Genomic DNA, 19,612 nt, shown 5'->3' with positions numbered 1-19,612 from the left:
TATAAAATAAAGATAGCCGTTTATTGCCAGTCTTCAACAATCATCTTAACTTTCTTTTAGATACTTTTTTTGTTGCAGGGAACAAGGTATGAAAAATGCAGGTATAGATATAGGTTCAACTACTATCAAGTGTGTTTTATTGGACGAAAATGGAGAGATTATATATAAACGTTATGAGAGACATGAGGCAAGGCAGGGAGAGAAGCTTTTAAAGTTTTTAAAGGATATAGAATCCATTGCCAGTAAAGATTTCAATTTGTTCATGACGGGAAGTGGTGCTACATCTTTTTCCAGGGTTTTAGGAGTTCAGTTTATTCAGGAGGTAAATGCTATTACTCGGGCGGTAGAGAGACTGATGCCTGAAACAAGAAGCGTTGTTGAACTTGGCGGTCAGGATGCAAAGATGATTTTCTGGTTTGATGTTAATGGTAGGAAAAGAAAACTGACCACCATGAATGATAAGTGTGCCGGCGGAACAGGTGCTACAATAGACAGAATTTTGAGTAAACTTAAAATATCTCCTGAAGTTGCAATTTCTGTTTCTTATGATCATTCAAAAGTTTATCCTGTAGCTGCAAAGTGTGGCGTTTTTGCAGAAACAGACATTACTGGACTTCAAAAAAGCGGAGTTCCTGCTGAGGAGCTTCTTATTTCTCTTTTTGATGCAATAGTTCTTCAGAATCTTTCTGTTCTTACGCGGGGATATACACTTTATCCTAAGGTTTTGCTTCTGGGCGGTCCTCATACTTTCTTCCCTGCGCTTTGTCAGGCATGGAAGTTTCATCTTGAAAGGATCTGGGAGGAGAAGGGGATAAGCTTTAGTGAAGATAGTATAGTAGTTCCAGAAGATGCTCAATTTTTTGCTTCCATAGGTGCTGCCCTTTCGGGGGAAAGAGAAGAGAGTCCATATAGAGGTTCTGAAAAGCTGGAAGAATTTCTGAGAGTCGGTATAGATGGATTGAAAAAGGAAATGGGCATACCGGGTCTGGTTAAGGATGATGAAGAGCTTGAACAATTTTTGAAAAAGTATGGAAATCTTTTTGCTCCCGTGAGAGAGTTAGAAGAAAGAGAGAGGATTTCTTGTTATATAGGCATTGATGGTGGTTCTACATCTACGAAAATTGTTGTTATTGATGATGAAAAGAGAGTGGTTGATAAAGCTTATACGCTCTCTTGTGGTAATCCTTTAGAAGATGTGAAAAAACTGCTCATGCAAATTCATCAGTCTGCTGAATCTAAAGGTATTTTGCTTGATGTTAAAGGTGTTGGTGTTACCGGCTATGCTAAGGATATGATAAAAGAGTTTATAGGCGCTGATGTTGCTGTTGTTGAGACCGTTGCTCATACCATTTCGGCTCTTTCTTTCTTCGACAAAATTGATGTTATTGTTGATGTAGGTGGTCAGGATATAAAGGTTATGTTTATGTCTAACAATCAGGTTAAGGATTTTAAGCTTAATACTCAGTGTTCTGCTGGTAACGGTTATTTTCTTCAGACAACTGCCGAGAAGTTCGGTTATAAAGTTGAAGAATATGCAGATGTTGCCTTTAAAGCCAGATATGCTCCTGAGTTTAACTTTGGATGTGCCGTTTTCCTGGAGCAGGATATTGTGGATTTTCAGCGACTTGGCTGGGAGCCTCATGAAATAATGGCTGGTCTTGCCAAAGTGCTTCCTAAAAATATCTGGTTGTATGTTGTTAAAGAACCGAATCTTAAGAAGTTTGGTAAGCGGTTTCTTTTGCAAGGAGGAACACAGAGAAATCTTGCGGCAGTTAAAGCGCAGTATGACTTTATAAAAGAAAAAGTTCCTGATGCTGAAATTTTTGTTCATCCCATCACCGGTGAGGCAGGGGCTTTTGGTGCAGCAGTTGAAGCGATGAAAACCGAAAAAACGGTTTTTCCGGGTTTTGAGCTTATTAAAGGTATGAAGTTTGAAATTATTAATGATGAAACTACACGATGCAATTTCTGTTCTAATAGATGCTTGCGAACATTTATAAAATCTGAAGATAGGGATAAACTTTATATTATTGCTCCTTGCGAAAAAGGGATGGTTGTTGATAAAGACTCTCTTAAGGAACATATAGGTGCTTTAAAAAGTATTAAAAATAGATTTCCGGATATGACGGAAATTTCTGCTAAAACGGTATTTGGTAGTTTTGAAGTTGATGAAGTGACTGATAAATTGAAAGGCATTGTAGTAGGTATTCCTAAAGTTCTTAATTTTTATTCTCTTGCTCCATTCTTTTTTGGTTATTTTAAATCCTTAGGGGCAAATGTTATCTATTCTCCATTTACATCGGAAACTATGGTGAAAAGGGATATGATTGGCGGGGCCATAGATCCTTGCTTCCCCAGTAAAGTTGCTCTTGCTCATGTCGTTAATCTGTTAAGAGAAAAGCCTGATCTGATCTTTTTTCCGAAAATTCTGACTTTGATGAGATTTTTAAAGGATTCTGAAGATTCTAAAGCCTGCCCTACGGTTTCAGGAACGCCTATGGTTGTAAAGGCTGTTCTAACAAAAGAGGACGATATTTTTAAACAAAAGGGAGTTAAATTTATTTCTCCAATTCTTCATTTTCACGATAGAGATTTTCTTGAGTTTGAACTGTTAGATACGTTCGGGAAGCTGTTTGATATTAGCAGAAAAGAGAACAGAGAGGCAATAAATGTTGGTTTTGAGGTGTATCATAGGTATCTTTCCCGATTGAGAGGTTATGGCAGACAAATTCTTGAACAGGCTGAGGAAAGTGGTAGCGTTGTTGTTCTTGCTCTTGGAAGACCTTATCATAACGATCCCGGGATAAATCACGGTATTACGACAGAAATTCAAAAGAAGGGTTATCCAATTCTTACAATTGATTCACTTCCTGTTGATGAAGATATTTTAAATAGAGTTTTTAAAGGAAGAGATCCTTTTACCATTTCAGATGTATATAAAAAGTCTTACAGTGAAAATACCAACAGAAAGATATGGGGAGCTCTCTATGCTGCTGGTCATCCGAATATTGCCGTTCTTGATTTTTCAAGTTTCAGATGTGGACCGGATGCCCCAACCTATAGAGTTATAGAGGAAATAATGGAAAGTAGCGGTACTCCTTACTTTACATTTCACGAGATAGATGAAAATCGTCCTTCCGGTGCGATAAAGATAAGGGTAGAGACGATAGATTACTTTTTGAAAGAGTATAAGAGGAAAGTTTTATGAAGTTTCTCCCTTTATAATCTTTTTAGCAACTACTATGGTTATAAAGCTGTTTACTATTGCAAACGGAATGCTTTTAAGCATGAGGCTGTATATGGTGAGAGATAGAGACGCTATGAAGTTGAAATAAAGAAAAAGTTTGAATTTTTTAAGATACAGGAAGAGATACGCTATGAGAAGCAGTATACATCCTGCCCATCCCAGGATTTCTTTCATGTAAACTCTCCTTTAAATTGCCGGAAGTAAAATTTTAATAACGAATATAAGCCACAATGGCGAAAGGAGTGTGCTTAAGAATATTATTGATGCGCTGATTTCCGGGTTTTGATTGAACCTGTCGCAAAGGACGAAATTGAGAATAGCAGAAGGAAGTGTTGATTGGATGAAGACTGTTTGTTTTAAAAGCAAAGGAGCCTGAATGGTTTTTACCACCACGAAAGATATAAAAGTTCCTATTACAAGTCTTAAAATTGTTCCCGTGATGGCAGGAGAAAGTTTATCAGGTTTTATTCTGGAAAGTTTTATCCCTATTGCTATTAGCATGAGCGGCATTGTCGAATCACCTGTTAATTTAAGCATTTTTCCTATACCTTCGGGAAATTGAACTTTTTTAAGGAGGAATGCGGCGATAACAGCATAAATGAGCGGTATTTTAAGAGTTTCATACAATCCTTTTTTGAAGCTTTCAGGATTAAGTGCCACTATTGCTACTGTGAAGTGTATAATTGTTACGAAAACCATGTAACTGATTGCGTAACCTAAGGCTTTTTCTCCAAACAGGACGTATATTAGCGGAAGTCCCAGATAACCTATGTTCATTACGGCTGATGAGATTTCAAGTGCGGGGATTCTTTTTCTGTAAAACTTTTTACTTATAATGCCAGCTGCTATCCAGACGATTCCAATGGTTAATGTTCCATTGATAACGATAAATTTTATGTTTTCTATTGATAAGTTGATGTTTTTAAACGAGGAGAGAATAAGAGCCGGAGCAAAAAAGTATAAAACTATAAATGTTATTGTATCTGTTTCTATGTCTTTTTTAAGCTTGCCAGATAGAAATCCTAAGGCTATGAGAATGTATATAGGAAGGATAACGTTTATTAAAACGTGCCACATCTTTCCGCCTTAAAGGGAGAACTCTTCACCTAAGTAGACTTTTCTTACGATTTCTGATGTTGCTATTTCTTCTGGTGTCCCTTCTGCAAGCACTTTTCCGTGGCTTATGATATAGGCTCTGTCTATAATTCTTAGAGTCTCTCTTACATTATGATCCGTTATCAGTATTCCGATACCTCTGTTTTTGAGGTTTTTTATCAGTTCCTGAATATCTGATACAGCTATCGGATCAACTCCAGCAAAAGGTTCGTCAAGGAGCAGAAATTTCGGATTTATTGTTAATGCTCTTGCAATTTCAAGTCGCCTTCTTTCTCCGCCGGATAGTGTGTCGGCTCTGTTTTTTCGTAGATATTCTATTCCGAACTCTTTCAGCAGAGATGTTGTTTTTTCTTCTATTTCCCGTTTGGGGTAGTTATGCATCTCCATAACTGCTATCAGGTTTTCTTCAACGGTTAACTTTCTAAATATTGAAGCATCCTGCGGAAGGTAAGAAAGTCCCTTTCTTGCTCTTATATAAGTTGGATCGTTTGTTATTTCTTCTTCTCCGATAAAGACTCTTCCACCTTCGGGTTTTACCAGCCCTATTATGCAGTAAAAGGTAGTTGTCTTTCCGGCACCGTTTGGTCCTAACAATCCTACAACTTCTCCTTCTTCTACCTTTAGAGAAACATCTTCAACAACGGTTCTTTTTCCGTATATCTTTTTTATATTAATGGCTGATAAAACGTTTAAATCGATCTTATTTAACTGTGGCATTTATCGCTTCTCCGGGGAATATAATTGTTTTTACTTTTTGTTTTATTCCTTCGACTATGACGTTTCCGTTTTTAAAGGCGACTATTCTGTCTCCCACTATAACGTTTTTGCCTTTTTTCAGTTCAGCGTTTCCTATAAGGACTATTTTTTCTTGGGCAGGATAGTATTCCAGACGGTCACATTTTCCATTTCCTTGGTCGCTTTTTAGAACGACATTTCCGATCATTTCTACCTTTTCTATGATTTTCCCGGTTTTATCAAAATATATTATTAGCTTGTCTCCAGTTATGGTTATTCTATCGTGTTGAACAATTACATTTCCTATGTATATTGCTGTGTGTTTGTTCTTATCGTAGATTAGTTGTCTTGCTTCTACAACAATAGGGACATTTTTAAATGCTGTTTTTTTAACGGCAAAAGAGTTGTTTGGTATTATCGTTATAGCTATTATTAAAATTAAGAGAATTTTTTTTATCATCTTTCCTCCATAGGTTTTATGACCGTTTTTACTTCTTTGCTAATTATAACCTTTCCTGTTTTGAAGTTTATTGAGCAGTTTTTACCTTTTATAATGTATCCATTTGAGAATTTTATCAGACAGCTTGAATTAGAGTGAAAGGTTTGTAGTTTCCCATCAAATTTTCCAAAGGGCGTTTCTGCGTAGAAGTCTTTTCCTTTTAACTTTACATTTTCGAAAGTTGCTCTATTTTCCTGTCTGTAGTATATGGCTTTTTGAGCGATTATTTCAACCAGTGTTTTTGTGTTTACTTTTAGAATAGGTTCTTTAAGTATTATATGGTTGTCTATGAATTTAGCTTCGGGAGCTTTTAGACTCCATTTTGTCTGGTTGTTTTCTTCCTGGAAAAATACAAAGTCTTTTATAATCTGCTGCTTTGTTTTCTTTATATGAACTTTTGGAGGTGGTGCGTTTTTGTGAAGCAAAACAAATAGCAGGGGAAGAAGCCCTGCTATGCCAATGATAATGGCAATTCTGAAAAGTTTTTTTCTCACCCGATTTCACCTACTATCTGTTCTATAAATTCTCTGACTGCTCCTTTTCCTCCCGGATATACGCTTACAAAGTCTGCCTCTTTTTTAACCTTTCTTACTGCATCAATAGGAGCGCCTGAAAATCCTGCTTTTCTTATCAGCGGCAGATCAGGAATATCGTCGCCCATGTAAGCTACATTTGCATATGTGATGTTGAGTTGCTTGACAAGTTGATCACATACACCTTCTTTATCTTTTATGTTTTGAAATACGTGTTTTATTCCGAGTTCTTTACACCTTTTTTCCACTATGGAAGAAGTTCTTCCTGTTATTACTGCTACTTCTATACCTTTAGATATAGTATACTTTATTGCAAAGCCGTCCTTTACGTTAAATCTCTTATATTCTCTTCCTTCGCTGTCGTAGTAAATGGAACCGTCGGTGAGAACACCGTCAACGTCAAGGACGATTAATTTTATTTCCATTATATCCTCCTTCCCAGTATGTCATGAAGATGTATAATGCCTTTCAGATTTCCCTGATTATCAACGACAGGAAGAACTGTAATTTTGTATCTTTCCATCATTTCTATTGCTTTTTCGGCGAAAGCATCTTCTGCAATTGTTTTTGGAGAAGGAGTCATTGCTTCTTTAACTCTGGAATTGATGTTGCCACCTTTTTCAAAAAATCGCCTCAGATCCCCGTCTGTTAATATTCCTGTAAGTTTTCCGTTCTCAACTACCAGTGTTGCTCCAAGTTTTTTTGAAGATATTTCGTAAATAGCATCTTTTATGGTTGTTTCCGGTGAGACTATTGGAACATCTTCTCCTTTTCTCATTATATCTTTTATTCGTGAGAGCCGGATGCCGAGTTTTCCTCCGGGATGAAATTTTGCAAAGTCTTCGCTTTTGAAGCTTTTTTCTACCATTAAAGCAGCAGCTATTGCATCTCCAAGGGCTAATGTTGCCGTTGTAGTTGTCATAGGAGCAAGTCCTAACGGACAGGCTTCTTTTTTTACGTTTAGAACCAAACTGATATCGCAGAGTTTTGCAAGAGAAGATTCAGAATTGTTCGTTATCGCTATTGTTGGTATGCCGAAACTTTTTATTATAGGTATTATATTAAGAAGTTCTGCTGTTTCACCGCTGTTTGATACAGCTATCACCGTGTCATCTCCTTTTAGCATTCCGAGATCTCCGTGAACAGCATCTGCGGGATGGAGAAAGAAAGAAGGGGTTCCTGTGCTGGACAGTGTTGCGGCTATTTTTTTACAGATGAGCCCCGATTTACCCATTCCGGTTAAAACCACTCTACCTTCTGTTTTGAGTAAAATATTTATTGCTTTGATGAAATCTACTCCCAGACTTTCTGACAGATTGATGAGAGCTTTGCCTTCTTCTTTTAAAACCTGCTTTCCAATTTTAAGAATTTTTTCACTCACTTATAGACTCCTTATCAGGTATAATTGATTTAATTGTCGTTGATTGCTGCTTATATTGCTATATATCAGCCATAATTTTACAACACAAATCCCGTTTATAGAGGAAGTCTTTGTTATGGAAATAAAACCTGAGTTGCAGCAACAGCTGGGGCTTGAGTTAAAACTGACCCCTGTGCTTTTGCAGAATATAGAACTTTTGCAACTTCCCATTCTTGAGCTTGAGAACCTTATAAAGGATGAAATAGAGACCAATCCTCTGATAGAGATTGAATATGAACAGAGTGAAGCTGCTGAGAAGAATGAAAGTAACGAGAGTGTTTGGGATTTCGTTGTTGACGGAGGAAATCTTTTTGTTAAAGACGATTCAGAAGTTTTTGATCCTTTGAGTATTAAGGCTTCTCCTGTTTCTCTAAGAGACAGGTTGCTGAAACAGGCTTCTCTTGAATTTGAGAAAGAAGATTTTGAAGTTGCCCGTTTTATTATTGATAATCTCGATAGAAAAGGTTTCCTGGCTGTTTCTGTTGAAGAAATAGCCCGTTTTCTTTCCGTTCCTGTTTGTAAGGTAGAGTCTGTAAGGAAACGAATTTTACACTTTGATCCGGTTGGTTGCGCGTCTCTTTCTCTGATTGAATGTCTCAAGGTTCAGGCGGAAGAGCTTGGCATTGATGATAAGTTTCTCAAAGCCATTGATGAATTAGAGCTTCTGAGAAAAAATAGGAAAAGATTCCTTGAAAAGACCGGATTAACTGAAGGGGAACTGGAAAAGTTTTTGGCCGTATTGAAGCATCTTGATCCACAGCCTGGAATAGAAGTTGAAACCGTAAGGATTACACCTGATTTAATTGTTTATCTTGAGAACGGTAAGCCGGTTGTAAAGATTCTAAAAACGAAAACTTTTAACTTCAGGATAAATTCTTCTTATCTTCGTTCGGCCGATACGGAAAAGCTCAAGAAATACCTTAACGAAAAGTACCAGAGAGCTCTTAATCTTAAAAAGGCTATAGAGCAGAGAAATGCCACGCTTAAAGCCATAGCTGAAGTTGTCTTTTCTCATCAGATAGAGTTTTTGAAACACGGTGAATCTGCAATAAAACCTCTCTCTTACAGGGAGATAGCTGGGAGACTTTCCATTCATGAATCAACTATCAGTCGTGCAGTAAAGGATAAGTTTGTTGAAACGCCTTTTGGTGTTTATCCGTTTAAGATTTTCTTTAAACGTTCTGTATCAGGAACAAGCGTAGATGTTATAAAGAAAGCTATAAAGGAAATTATTGAAAGTGAAGATAAGAAAAAACCATTAAGTGATTCAAAGATAGCACAGCTGCTTGGTAAAAGAGGAATAAAAATAGCAAGGCGGACGGTTGCAAAATATCGGGAAGAGATGGGCATTCCCGGTGCGTTTGAGAGGAAAGAGAGATGAAGTATCTTTTACAAAAGTGTAGAAGTGAATATCCAGACAGCTGGCAGAAGGCTCTTGATATTATTGAAAACAATAAAGATAAACTTCCCAATGTCCGTAGAGCACTTATTCTTATTGATAAATTGAGGAATAAGTATCCTGAACAGCTGCCCGATTTTCTGCAGGATCAATTTTTGGAAGATTTAATAAAGCTTTTTTCTTTCTCTCAATTTTTAGGAGATTTTTTCGTTTCAAATCCGGATTTTCTTCCAAAGCTGAAGGCTATTTATAAGAAAAGGTTTATGCCTTCAGACTTTGCAGTCTCAAAATGGAGAGATGGTGATGAAGCTGGATTTAAAAGGCTTATAAGATTTCATCATCGTTTTCATATGGGAAGGATTGTTCTGAGGGATATTTGCGGTATGGATTCACTGTTATTTCTAACCAGAGACGTGACTCTTTTACATGATGCCATTATGTCAGCTGCTCTAAAGTTTGCTGAAAAAATGATGGAGAAGCGTTACGGAAGTCCTGGAAACAGCGGCTTTTGTATTGTTGATATGGGGAAAGCTTCTGGTTTTGAGCTTAATTATTCTTCAGATCTTGATGTTATATATGTTTATCTTTCAAGGTATGGAAAAACTTCAGGCGGAGATTATGGGAAGCTTGATAATCACGACTATTTTTCTCTACTTTCCGAATACGTTACCAGGCTTGTGACTGAAAACACAAAAGATGGAAAGTGTTTTGAGCTTGATTTGAGGCTCCGCCCCAACGGGACGATGGGGCCGATTTGTAACGACATCGAAGCTCTTGAAGAGTATTATACTGCTGTTGCAAGACCATGGGAAAGATTTGCACTTTTAAAGTCAAGGCCTGCAGCTGGCGACTTAAAGGTTATAGGTGTTGAATTTGAAAAGCTTATAACACCTTTTGTCTACAGGAAATATATTGATTTTACTTTGATTGAAGAGGTGCTGAGATTAAAGGAGCTTATAAAGGCGAAGGTTTCAAAGAGACTGAATAAGATAGATGTGAAATTGGGGGAAGGTGGTATCAGAGAGATAGAATTTATTGTCCAGGCTTTTCAAGTAATTTATGGTGGTAAAAACAAAAATATTCGTTCCAGGAATACTTTAATAGCTCTGGATAAGTTGAGACGTTGGGGATTTTTAACAGAGTCTGAGTATGAAACTTTAAGGGACAGTTATGAGTTTTTAAGGCGAACAGAACATATGATTCAGGTTACTCATTTCAGACAGACACAGACTTTTCATCCTGAAAGTGAAGAAGCTGAAGAGCTTGCTTCAAAAATGGGTTTTGCTGACAAGGAACAGTTTTTATCTGAGTTAAAGAGGACCATGAATAACGTTCACAATCTCTTTAACAGGTTTTTCCCTACGGAAAAGAAGAAAACTTTATCCTCTCTTACTGTTGAAGATTTACGCCGCAAGAAGTTTTTTGAGCCTGAAGAGATAAAGAAATTTATAGATTGTCTTTTCAACGGTAAGGTTCTTTCTGCTGAAGCTCAAAATAGGCTTGACCTTATGGGAGATACTTTTATAGATCTAATATTTGAGATGCCTGATTCCAAACTCTGTATGAAAAATTTGGTTTCGTTCCTTGAGAAAGAGGAAGGGAAAATATACTTTCTCTTCTATTTAAAACAGATAAATACTCTCAAAGTTTTGCTTATGCTTTTTTCATTGAAAGACTTTTTCATCAGACGATTCATTGAAACGCCGGAGATAATGGAATACCTGTTTGATCCTGAAGGTATAGAAAATCCAAGAACTATAAGCGCTGTTAGAGAAACTTTTGATTTTTTGAAAAACGACAAACTTGCAAAAAATCTCGAAGAGGTCAGAGTTATATTGAGAAAACTGCTCGGGCGAACGGATGTAGAAACTTTCAATAGAGAATTTACAAATGTAACAGATGTAGTTTTACTTAAAATTTATAATGAGATGGCTCCTTCCTTTGCCGTTGCTTCTCTTGGAAAGTTTGGAAGCAGGGAGATGAATGTAGGTTCTGACCTTGATCTGCTTTTTATATTTAAAGATGAAGGGGATAAAGAGAAAGATATAGGCCTTATTCCTTCCTTTATTGAGAAGTTGGGAGCTTTTGGTTATGAGATTGATACGAGGTTAAGGCCTTTTGGAGAGAAAGGAGAAATAGGGTTTACAGTTAACTATATGGGAAAATATTTCTTTGAATCGGCAAGAGTATGGGAAAAGCTTGCTTATACGCGTTTTAGACTTGTTACCGATGGAGTTTCTTTTAAAGATGATATTTACAGGGTTGTTGATGAATTTTTATTTTCTCAGCCGCTTTCTCTTGATACGTTAGAAGAAATTAAAGGTATGAGGAAAAGGCTTGAAAAGGAGCTGGGTAAGAAAAGTTTGATGAAATACGGTATAGGTGGCATTGTTGATTCGGAGTTTGTTGCGTATACTTATCAACTTTTTGAAAAGGAAAGGATAGGTAATGTTTACAGAGTGCTTAAGAAAGTTTCTGAACGAATGAAGAAGGACTTTTATAAAATATTTTCCCTTTTAAGGGAAGCAGAAACGGAGAAGAGGTTATACGGAAAGCTCATTAAATTCCGTGATCTTGAAAGCTTAATGGATGAAAATAGAGAACTTTATCTGGAGTTTTTTAAATGGATAGAAGCTTTAGTGAGTATGCCCGGGAGATAATAAAGTATATTTCTGAAACTTTTCCTTACCTGCATTTTAAGGGAAGTGATGATCAGAAAATTATAAAGCGGTGGTATCATTTGAGGATTCCTGATAAGTTTGTTATGAAGTGTGTTACAGAGATGCAAGAAGATTCTCCGAAAACTCTGAAAGAACTAGGGAAACGTGTGGAAAAATTATTTAAACTGGAAAAAAAGAAAGAACGAAAGGAAAAAAAACAGCTTTATAAAGAAGGGCCTTTAACCACTTCTGAGAGATTGCAGTGTCTCTATGACATTTTACAGGATGTGTTGCTTTCTCTACCTGTAGATAATGTTTTAATTCTTGAGAAATTAAGAGAAATATCTGAGCTTGATGATGAGTTAATAGAGGAACAGTTGGAGATTTTTGAAGACGATTTTTTTGCCTTTTTACTGAATAATTTGCCTGATAAGGATGAAATTTTAAAGAAGGTGACTGCTAAACTGGAAAGATATAGGTTTTACTGGGACGAGAAAATTTATAAAATAACTTATAAGGCTCTTGTTAAGAAAACTTTAAGGGAGCGGTATGAAATTCCTGAATTTACAATTGTTGTCGTTGATTGATTACCCCGCCGGACGTGAAAATATCGTCCTTAGAAGGCTTGAAACACTGGAGAATCTTGATATAGAACTTGGTGATTTTATCGCTAAAGGATACAGAGGAACGGTCTTTTCGGGGTTTATAAAGCCTTACGACCAGTTTACGATACCTGTTAAAGTAGCTATAAAATTTGCAAGGAGCGATGCAGGTAAAAAGCACTTTCTCTTGAAAGAGGCAAGGATTCTGGAATATCTGGAACCAAAATCTATAGCTCCTGTTGTTTACTATTATGACGAAGAAGTAATAATAATGGAATACATAGAGGGTGTCCCGTTCTCTTTTGGCAGTTTCCATTCGAAAAATGAACTTCTAAATATTCTTAAAGAAATTATGGAAAAGTGTTACATTCTTGATAAGTCAGGTGTTAATCACTCTGAGTTAAAAGGAGAGAAGCATATTATAGTGAGTGATAGGGGTATAAGATTTATAGACTTTGAGAGTGCCAGATTTACTGGTAATCCGAGGAATCTTCTTCAATTTTTGGGATTTCATATTTTGAGAAAGCCGGAAAGGCTTAATTTTCTTGGTATTTCTTCTAATGACTTGAGATTAGGAATAGAACTTTATAAAGAAAATCCTTCGGAAGGTTTCAGGAAAATCCTGTCTCTCTTTTAATTTCAATTTTTAAATTCTCAATTTTTGTCTTTTATTAATCTTTTCCCAATTTAGACTATGATAAAATTATCTGACATTTTAAAACTAGGGGAGGCAGGATGAAAGTAGCAGTTTATGGGTTTGGTAATCAAACCTACTACAGAAATGTCCTGAAAGTTTCCGAAAATCTTGGAGGAGAACCACCTTACGGCGGTTCAAGAATGGCTCTTGAGTTTGCTGAAGCAGGTCATGAAGTTTTTCTGTCCGATCCCAGAATGGATACAATCAAACCGGAATTTAAGCAGAAACTTCTCGATGCCGGTGTAAAACTTACAACTGATGATGTTGAAGCAGCTGAAGGTGCTGACGTTGCTGTTCTTTTTACGCCCTTTAGAAGCGGTTTAACCGTTAAAGTTGCCGAGAAGATTATTCCTAATCTTGGAAACGATGCTGTTATTGCCACCACCTGCACAATGCCTGTTCTTGTCCTTGAAACATCCGTTAAGAATGTCCTTTTTATGGAGGACAGAGAGGACATAGGTTTTTCTACATTGCATCCGGCTGCCATACCGGGAACTCCACAACATACACACTATTTCATTGCTACTAATGAGCTTTTAGAAGAAGAGATAGTGAAACCTCATCAGATAGAGAAATTAAAAAAGCTTGCCGAAGATACCGGAAAGAAAGCTTATCTGATTCCGGCGGAGCTAATTTCTCCTATAGGTGATATGGGTGTTGTTGCAACGGCTTCTGCAGCTATTAGTGCTCTTGAATATTATGCAGTTTCAAAGAGTGTTTTAAAGACAACGAAAGCAATGACGGAATTTCAGCTTGCACAGGCTTTTCAGGTTGTTTCAAGTATTATTGCTAAATATGGTATTGAAGGTCTTGTGAAGTTTTTAAATGCTGAAGCTCTTAAAAAATCCCTAAAATCAATGCTTTTTGACGAAAAGATTCAAAAAGTTTCTTTTGCCGCAATGAAATCTCTCGAAAATATATCTGATATAGAGGGAGTTATAGGTAGTTTTGATGATATGGCTTCAAAGTTTGAACCAAAAGAAAAAACGTTTCTTTCTGCTCCTTCTCCAATGCTTATATCTTATATGGAAGAGCTTGCAGGGGAAGATGTTACAAGAGGTATTGTTAGAGAAGCCCTTAAGAAACTTTATCATGGTGAAAACGATTAAAGGAGGCTGTTATGGCAAGTAAAAGGGAACTTTTAGAAGATATTTTGTTGTCTCTTGCCGATTCACTCGGTTCAGATATACTCGGAGCTCTTGTTGCAACACCAGACGGTCAGGTTGTTGTTTCTACGATGGTTAAAGGCGGTTTAAGTGCTGAAAAGCTTGCCGCTATGGCTGCCGCAGTTGTCGGAACTTCGGAAAGATTGTCCAAAGTTGTTGAAGCTGGTGATTTTCAAGATGCTCTTATCAGATGTTCATCTCAAAATATTTTGACAAAGAAAGCCGGAAGAAGAGCCATTCTTGTTTGCGTTGTTAAATCAAATGCAAATGTGGGACTTTTAAATCTTGAAGTTGAAGATGCAATAGAAAGAATACAATCTGTTCTTGGAGCTTGAAAAACGGCGGCCTAAGGCCGCCGTTTTTATCCGAAGACTCTGTTAAAGATATAGTCAACATGCTTTGTGTGGTATGAAAGATCAAAAATGTCTTCTATCTCTTCATCTGTTAAAACCTTTTTAACTCTTTCATCTTTCTTTAATAGCTCTTTAAATTTAACTCCTTCGGCCCACACTTTCATAGCATTTTCCTGAACAATTGCGTAAGCCTCTTCTCTTGTTAATCCGCCCTTTTCTATCAGTGTAAGTAGAACTCTTTGAGAAAAGACGAGACCTTTTAATAGATTAAGGTTTTTCATCATGTTTTCAGGATAAACTGTTAGATTTGATATAAGCCATTCAAACTTCTGAAGCATATAGTCCAGAGCTATGCATGCATCTACAAAGCTTGTTCTTTCTGTAGATGAGTGGCTTATGTCCCTTTCATGCCAGAGTGCTATGTTTTCCATACCGACAATGGACGCGCTTCTTACGACTCTTGCAAGTCCGCAGAGTCTCTCTGAAAGGATAGGATTTCTTTTATGGGGCATCGCGGAGGAGCCTTTCTGCCCTTTCCTGAAAGGCTCTTCTACCTCCCTAACTTCCGTTCTTTGAAGATGTCTTATCTCTGTTGCGAACTGTTCTATTGAACTTGCTATGAGACCTAATGTGTTTAAAAATTCGGCGTGTCTGTCCCTTTGAACCACTTGGTTTGAGACTTTTGCGTGACCTATGCCAAGTTCTCTGCACGCTATTTCCTCAACTCTTGGATCTATGTTGGCGTATGTTCCCACGGCGCCGGATATTTTACCTACGGCTGCCCTTTTTATGGCTGCTTCAAGTCTTTCTCTATTTCTTTTCATCTCTTCATACCAAATAGCCAGTTTAAGGCCGAATGTGATAGGCTCTGCATGAATGCCGTGGGTCCTTCCTATCATTATGGTATATTTATGTTCAAGGGCTCTTCTTTTTATCGCTTCCAGAATTTTGTCTATGTCTTTTAAAAGTATTTCTCCTGCTTCTTTTATCTGGAGCGCGAAAGCGGTGTCAAGCATGTCCGAAGATGTCATGCCAAAGTGAAGATATTTTGCAGCATCACCGACTATCTCTTTTATGTAGGTTAAGAAAGCTATGACGTCGTGATTTGTGACAGATTCTATTTCGTTTATTCTGTTAATATCAAAAATTTTTTTGCCTTCTATATAGTCTTTTGTCTTTTCTTCGATTGTTTTGAGTGCTTCTTCCGGAATCTTGCCAAGTTCAACCCAGGCTTTTGTTGCAGCAATTTCCACTTTTAACCATGTTCTGTATTTGTTCTGCAAATCCCAAACAGCGCTCATCTCTGGAAGTGAGTAGCGTGCTATCATTTGACCTCCGAATCTATTTGAGTTTTTGTTTGTTAGGTTATTTTGGCGTTTTTGAGGAGATGTTTAAGCTCTATGGTAAGGTTTAGCATGAGTTCTTTTGCAAATTCTGTTTTCCCTTCAAATCCAAATACTGCGAGTTTTTCTGCTGCTCTTATTATGTAAAAAGGGAGAACAGGCGATTTGATTCCCATTGCAGGAAAGTAGAGTCTGCCGTTTATTTCCTTGTTTTCAGGGAATACAGGAACTGAGTCCCCTACGGTCTCGACGGCAATCGCTTCAAAGGAGATGTCTCTTAGCTTATAAATATCTGGAACATCGTTTATGGAAGATACGAAAAAACCTTTATATCTACCTATAAAAGGGAGCCTTATCGATTTTCTTCTGTTTTCGAAAACGGTAACTTTTTCAACTACAAGAATATTTCCTTGAATATTTTTTATATCATAAACCTGAACTTTGTTGTGGTGATCTATCAGCTTTAGTCCTTTTGATGTGTCAATAAACTTTATGATTTTGCTGGCCGGAACTATGACTTTATCACCTTCGAAATCAACGTTTATCGGAAAATCGGCTTTCGGCAGAGAAGGTATGTCCAGAGTGAGAAAAGCGATGGTTTTCATAAAGCCCTCTATCCAGTTTAATTATCTCCTGTCTCTTTTAATTTTATAACATTTTTTATCTCTTCGGGAGTAAAATAATAGACTGTAGAACAGAAGTTACAGGTTATTTCTGCTCCTCCTTCTTCTATGAGTTTTTCGAGCTCTTCGACGGGAAGCATTAGCAGACTTTGCATGGCTGTTTCTTTTGAGCATCTGCATCTGAATGAAAGTTCTTTCAATGCCAGGACGTTTACGCCAAAACCTTTCAATACTTCTTCAACAATATCTTCTGGTCTTTTGTCTGATGTTAGCATTTCTGTTACCGGCGGGAGGTTTTTAACTGTTTTTTCTATCTTTGCAATGCTCTCTTCTTTTGCTCCCGGCAGCGGCTGAACGATAAAACCGCCTGCAGCTTTAACTTTTCCGTCTTCTCCTATGAGAACACCGAGAGATACTGCTGACGGTATCTGTTCGGATTTGAGCAGGTAGTATGCTATGTCTTCTGCTATTTCACCTGAGATTAAAGGAACAGAGCTTTCGTAAGGTGTTTTTAGTCCCAGATCCTTTATAACCGTTAATGTTCCTTTGCCGACTGCGCTTCTGACGTCAAATTTCTTTTTTCCGTTTACGTCTTTTGTTGCAGTTTCTATATGTTTATTCTGAATGAATCCTCTGACCTCACCTTTTCCGTTTACTTCGGCTACAACGAGCCCTGCCGGTCCGTCACCTTCTATTCTCAGAAGAATTCTCTGGTCTGTTCCGTGTTTTATAAGCGTTGTAAGGAGTATTACTCCTGCCATTGTTCTGCCTAAAACTACGGCTGAAAGAGGAAATAGCCCGTGTTTTAGACGGGCTATTTCCGTAAGGTTTGTTGTCCTGATTGCAAAAACTCTTATTGCATCTTCTTCGGTTACTGCAATTACGCCGTAATCTCTATCTTTAAAATACTCTTTGAAATCTTTTTTTACCTGTTCATCTAACCTCTTGAGCATTTTTCACCTCTTTACTTTGCGTAATCTACGGCTCGTGTCTCTCTGATTACGGTTATCTTAATTTGTCCCGGATACTGGACTTCTTCTTCTATTCTCTTGGCTATCTGGTGAGCAAGCAGTGCTGCTTCTTCATCTGTAATCTTATCGTGTTCGACCATAATTCTGACTTCTCTACCTGCCTGGATAGCAAAGGCTTTTGAAACGCCAGGGAAGGATTCTGCAATGCTTTCAAGCTTTTCTATTCTCTTGATGTAAGCTTCAAGGCTTTCTCTTCTTGCTCCCGGTCTTGCTGCTGATAGTGCGTCTCCAACCTGTGCAAGGACGGCTTCTACATATTTTGCTTCTACTTCTCCGTGGTGAGAAGCTGCTGCGTTGATTACTTCGTCCGGTTCACCGTATCTTTTGAGTATTTCGGCACCAACAGCTGCATGAGAGCCTTCCGTTTCGTGAGAAACGGCCTTTCCGATATCGTGGAACAGTCCTGCCCTTTTTGCTAATTCAACATCGGCACCTATTTCGGCAGCGAGCATTGAGGCAAGGTATGCAACTTCTTTTACATGTTGAAGAACGTTTTGTCCATAGCTTGTTCTGAATTTAAGGCTTCCCAGAAGTTTTATGAGTTCAGGATGAACGTTTGAGATACCGAGTTCAAACAGGGTTTCTTCACCTGTGGCGATGATCTCTTGTTCTATTTCTTCTCTGACTTTTTCAACAACTTCTTCAATTCTTGCAGGGTGTATTCTCCCGTCTGCTACAAGTCTCTCAAGGGCAATTCTTGCTACTTCTCTTCTTACAGGATCGAAACATGATATTGCAACTGCTTCTGGTGTATCATCAATAATTAGGTCAACACCGGTTGCAAGTTCGAATGCTCTTATGTTTCTTCCTTCTCTACCGATGATCCTTCCTTTCATTTCGTTGTTTGGAAGGTCCACCACGGCAACTGTCGTTTCTGCAACGTGTTCCGTTGCAAGTCTCTGTATGGCTGTTGATAAGATTCTTCTGGCACGTCTTTCTGCCATGAATTCAAATTCTTCTTCCATTTTTTTGTATCTTACTGCAAGTTCTCTTTTTATTTCCTCTTCCATCCTTCTTAGAAGTTCTTCTTCTGCTTCTTCTTTTGTCATGCCTGATATTTCTTCCAGTTTCTGTATTTCGCTTTCTATAAGTCTTGCAAGCTCAAGTTCTCTGTCTGAAAGTTTCTCTTCAAGTTCCTGGAGTTCGGCTTTTTTCTCTTCAAGTTCTTTCTCGACTCTTTCAAGAAATTCGGCTCTTCTGTCCAGATTTTCTTCTCTTTTGTCAAGAGAAGTTTCTCTTTTATCGAGAAATTCTTCTCTCTTGAGGAGTCTTTTCTCAAACTCTTGTAGTTCTTTCCGTTTCTCTTTTAACTCTTCTTCTATTTTCTCTTTTTCAAGCTGAACTTTCTCCTTTGCGTGTAGGAGGGCTTCTCTTCTTATCTCGTCAACTTTTGATTGTGCTTCTTTGAGAATTGTTTCAGCTTTTCTCTTTATATCTTCAGCTTCTTCTTTTGCCCTTTTTATGAGTCTTTCAGCTTCTTCTTTAGCTTCGTTTCTTATCTGTTCTCTGATTCTTTCGATTTCGCCTTTTTCCTTTTTGGCTCCAACGACGAAACCGGTGCCGAATCCGGCAATTATTGATAGTGCAACTATCATTAATAGTTCCATTCTTTCCTCCTTATCGTTCTTTTTTCGGATACTACAAGATTTACAGGTACGTCAAACGGCTCAACAGGTAAATTTTTAACTATCTGGAAATCAAAACAGACTCCAACTGTGGTGTATTCACCTCCGGAAAGAAAGCGATCGTAAAATCCTCCTCCGTAACCTAACCTGTAACATTTAAGGTCAAATGCTATTCCGGGTACGAAAACAACGGATGGTTTCTCGGTGTTTGCCGTTTCTTTTGGTTCAAGGATACCCATGTATCCCGGATATAATTCGTTTAGTGAGTTAACCTTCACGGGGACTATTTCTTTACCTGAAACTTTCGGAAACGACACGGATTTGCCTGCTTTCTTCAATGCATCAAAAAGCGGCAATAGTGAAACTTCGTTTTTGAAAGGGTAGTAGAGAAGAAAGCTTGAGTTTTCTTTAACGATTTGAAGGTTCAAAATTTTTTCACATATGAGCCTACTCTTTTCCTCAATCTCTTTTGCACTAAGTAATAGCCGCTTCTCTCTGATTCTGTGTCTGAGTTTTGCTTTCTTCTCTTTCATGTTACCCCTTTCGGGGCATAAGGGGAAGGG

At 37.7% G+C, this 19,612-nt stretch carries 19 protein-coding genes; 7 read left to right on the top strand and 12 right to left on the bottom strand.

Annotated features, from left to right (window positions below):
• Window positions 1–88 precede the first annotated feature (88 nt).
• The gene (locus BLW93_RS03275) at window positions 89–3,208 is read left to right on the top strand and encodes a BadF/BadG/BcrA/BcrD ATPase family protein (protein WP_076712683.1); all 3,120 of its coding nucleotides are present in this window, start codon (window positions 89–91) and stop codon (window positions 3,206–3,208) included.
• On the opposite strand, the gene BLW93_RS03270 is transcribed toward BLW93_RS03275, so the two are convergent.
• Genes BLW93_RS03270 through BLW93_RS03240 form a run of 7 tightly spaced genes read right to left on the bottom strand, consistent with a single transcriptional unit; the run spans window position 3,203 to window position 7,511 of the window.
• On the bottom strand, window positions 3,203–3,421 hold the full coding sequence (locus BLW93_RS03270; RefSeq protein ID WP_076712682.1) for a CBU_0592 family membrane protein: 219 nt from the start codon (window positions 3,419–3,421) through the stop codon (window positions 3,203–3,205). The genes BLW93_RS03275 and BLW93_RS03270 overlap by 6 nt on opposite strands.
• Window positions 3,422–3,433: 12 nt before the next feature.
• Complete coding sequence (locus BLW93_RS03265; RefSeq protein ID WP_076712681.1) at window positions 3,434–4,324, bottom strand: AEC family transporter; 891 nt, start codon at window positions 4,322–4,324, stop codon at window positions 3,434–3,436.
• A gap of 9 nt (window positions 4,325–4,333) precedes the next feature.
• Entirely contained in the window at window positions 4,334–5,080 is a 747-nt protein-coding gene (gene lptB / locus BLW93_RS03260) for an LPS export ABC transporter ATP-binding protein (protein WP_076712680.1), read from the bottom strand.
• Complete coding sequence (lptA, locus tag BLW93_RS03255) at window positions 5,064–5,558, bottom strand: lipopolysaccharide transport periplasmic protein LptA (RefSeq protein WP_144443994.1); 495 nt, start codon at window positions 5,556–5,558, stop codon at window positions 5,064–5,066. Before lptA ends, lptB begins: the two co-directional genes overlap by 17 nt.
• Entirely contained in the window at window positions 5,555–6,091 is a 537-nt protein-coding gene (locus BLW93_RS03250) for an LPS export ABC transporter periplasmic protein LptC (RefSeq protein WP_076712679.1), read from the bottom strand. Before BLW93_RS03250 ends, lptA begins: the two co-directional genes overlap by 4 nt.
• Complete coding sequence (locus BLW93_RS03245; RefSeq protein WP_216818656.1) at window positions 6,088–6,555, bottom strand: KdsC family phosphatase; 468 nt, start codon at window positions 6,553–6,555, stop codon at window positions 6,088–6,090. Before BLW93_RS03245 ends, BLW93_RS03250 begins: the two co-directional genes overlap by 4 nt.
• The gene (locus BLW93_RS03240) at window positions 6,555–7,511 is read right to left on the bottom strand and encodes a KpsF/GutQ family sugar-phosphate isomerase (RefSeq protein ID WP_076712677.1); all 957 of its coding nucleotides are present in this window, start codon (window positions 7,509–7,511) and stop codon (window positions 6,555–6,557) included. The genes BLW93_RS03245 and BLW93_RS03240 overlap by 1 nt, the downstream gene beginning before the upstream one ends.
• A 115-nt stretch (window positions 7,512–7,626) precedes the next feature.
• Here BLW93_RS03240 and rpoN point away from each other — a divergent pair, with 115 nt between their 5' ends.
• The 6 genes from rpoN (at window position 7,627) to BLW93_RS03210 (ending at window position 14,409) form a co-directional block, all read left to right on the top strand.
• On the top strand, window positions 7,627–8,931 hold the full coding sequence (gene rpoN, locus BLW93_RS03235; protein ID WP_076712676.1) for an RNA polymerase factor sigma-54: 1,305 nt from the start codon (window positions 7,627–7,629) through the stop codon (window positions 8,929–8,931).
• The gene (locus tag BLW93_RS03230) at window positions 8,928–11,609 is read left to right on the top strand and encodes a [protein-PII] uridylyltransferase family protein (protein WP_076712675.1); all 2,682 of its coding nucleotides are present in this window, start codon (window positions 8,928–8,930) and stop codon (window positions 11,607–11,609) included. Before rpoN ends, BLW93_RS03230 begins: the two co-directional genes overlap by 4 nt.
• A complete protein-coding gene (locus BLW93_RS03225; protein ID WP_076712674.1) occupies window positions 11,573–12,196 on the top strand; it encodes a hypothetical protein in 624 nt (207 codons plus the stop codon). Before BLW93_RS03230 ends, BLW93_RS03225 begins: the two co-directional genes overlap by 37 nt.
• Window positions 12,159–12,848, top strand: a complete 690-nt coding sequence (locus BLW93_RS03220) for a hypothetical protein (protein WP_144443993.1) — start codon at window positions 12,159–12,161, stop codon at window positions 12,846–12,848. Before BLW93_RS03225 ends, BLW93_RS03220 begins: the two co-directional genes overlap by 38 nt.
• Before the next feature lie 98 nt (window positions 12,849–12,946).
• Window positions 12,947–14,017 carry a H(2)-dependent methylenetetrahydromethanopterin dehydrogenase-related protein gene (locus BLW93_RS03215; RefSeq protein ID WP_076712672.1) on the top strand — a complete coding sequence of 357 codons (1,071 nt, stop codon included), beginning with the start codon at window positions 12,947–12,949 and terminating at the stop codon, window positions 14,015–14,017.
• A gap of 11 nt (window positions 14,018–14,028) precedes the next feature.
• A complete protein-coding gene (locus BLW93_RS03210; RefSeq protein ID WP_076712671.1) occupies window positions 14,029–14,409 on the top strand; it encodes a roadblock/LC7 domain-containing protein in 381 nt (126 codons plus the stop codon).
• A gap of 26 nt (window positions 14,410–14,435) precedes the next feature.
• Here the strand turns inward: BLW93_RS03210 and purB are convergent, their stop codons facing one another.
• Genes purB through BLW93_RS03185 form a run of 5 tightly spaced genes read right to left on the bottom strand, consistent with a single transcriptional unit; the run spans window position 14,436 to window position 19,582 of the window.
• On the bottom strand, window positions 14,436–15,755 hold the full coding sequence (purB, locus tag BLW93_RS03205) for an adenylosuccinate lyase (RefSeq protein WP_076712670.1): 1,320 nt from the start codon (window positions 15,753–15,755) through the stop codon (window positions 14,436–14,438).
• Window positions 15,756–15,787: 32 nt separating this feature from the next.
• Entirely contained in the window at window positions 15,788–16,375 is a 588-nt protein-coding gene (locus BLW93_RS03200) for a hypothetical protein (protein WP_076712669.1), read from the bottom strand.
• Window positions 16,376–16,392: 17 nt separating this feature from the next.
• A complete protein-coding gene (hslO, locus tag BLW93_RS03195; protein WP_076712668.1) occupies window positions 16,393–17,346 on the bottom strand; it encodes an Hsp33 family molecular chaperone HslO in 954 nt (317 codons plus the stop codon).
• An 11-nt stretch (window positions 17,347–17,357) separates the two neighbouring features.
• Window positions 17,358–19,031 (bottom strand): ribonuclease Y, encoded by a 1,674-nt coding sequence (rny, locus tag BLW93_RS03190; protein ID WP_078058105.1) that lies wholly within the window; start codon window positions 19,029–19,031, stop codon window positions 17,358–17,360.
• Window positions 19,019–19,582, bottom strand: coding sequence for a 5-formyltetrahydrofolate cyclo-ligase (locus tag BLW93_RS03185; RefSeq protein WP_076712667.1), 564 nt, complete (start codon window positions 19,580–19,582; stop codon window positions 19,019–19,021). The genes rny and BLW93_RS03185 overlap by 13 nt, the downstream gene beginning before the upstream one ends.
• Between the last annotated feature and the right edge of the window lie 30 nt (window positions 19,583–19,612).

Origin of the sequence: Desulfurobacterium indicum (assembly GCF_001968985.1) — a bacterium.
GTDB classification, from domain to species: domain Bacteria; phylum Aquificota; class Aquificia; order Desulfurobacteriales; family Desulfurobacteriaceae; genus Desulfurobacterium_A; species Desulfurobacterium_A indicum.
The sequence above is the reverse complement of the archived record's forward strand: the minus strand, read 5'-3'. Positions and strand labels throughout refer to the sequence as shown.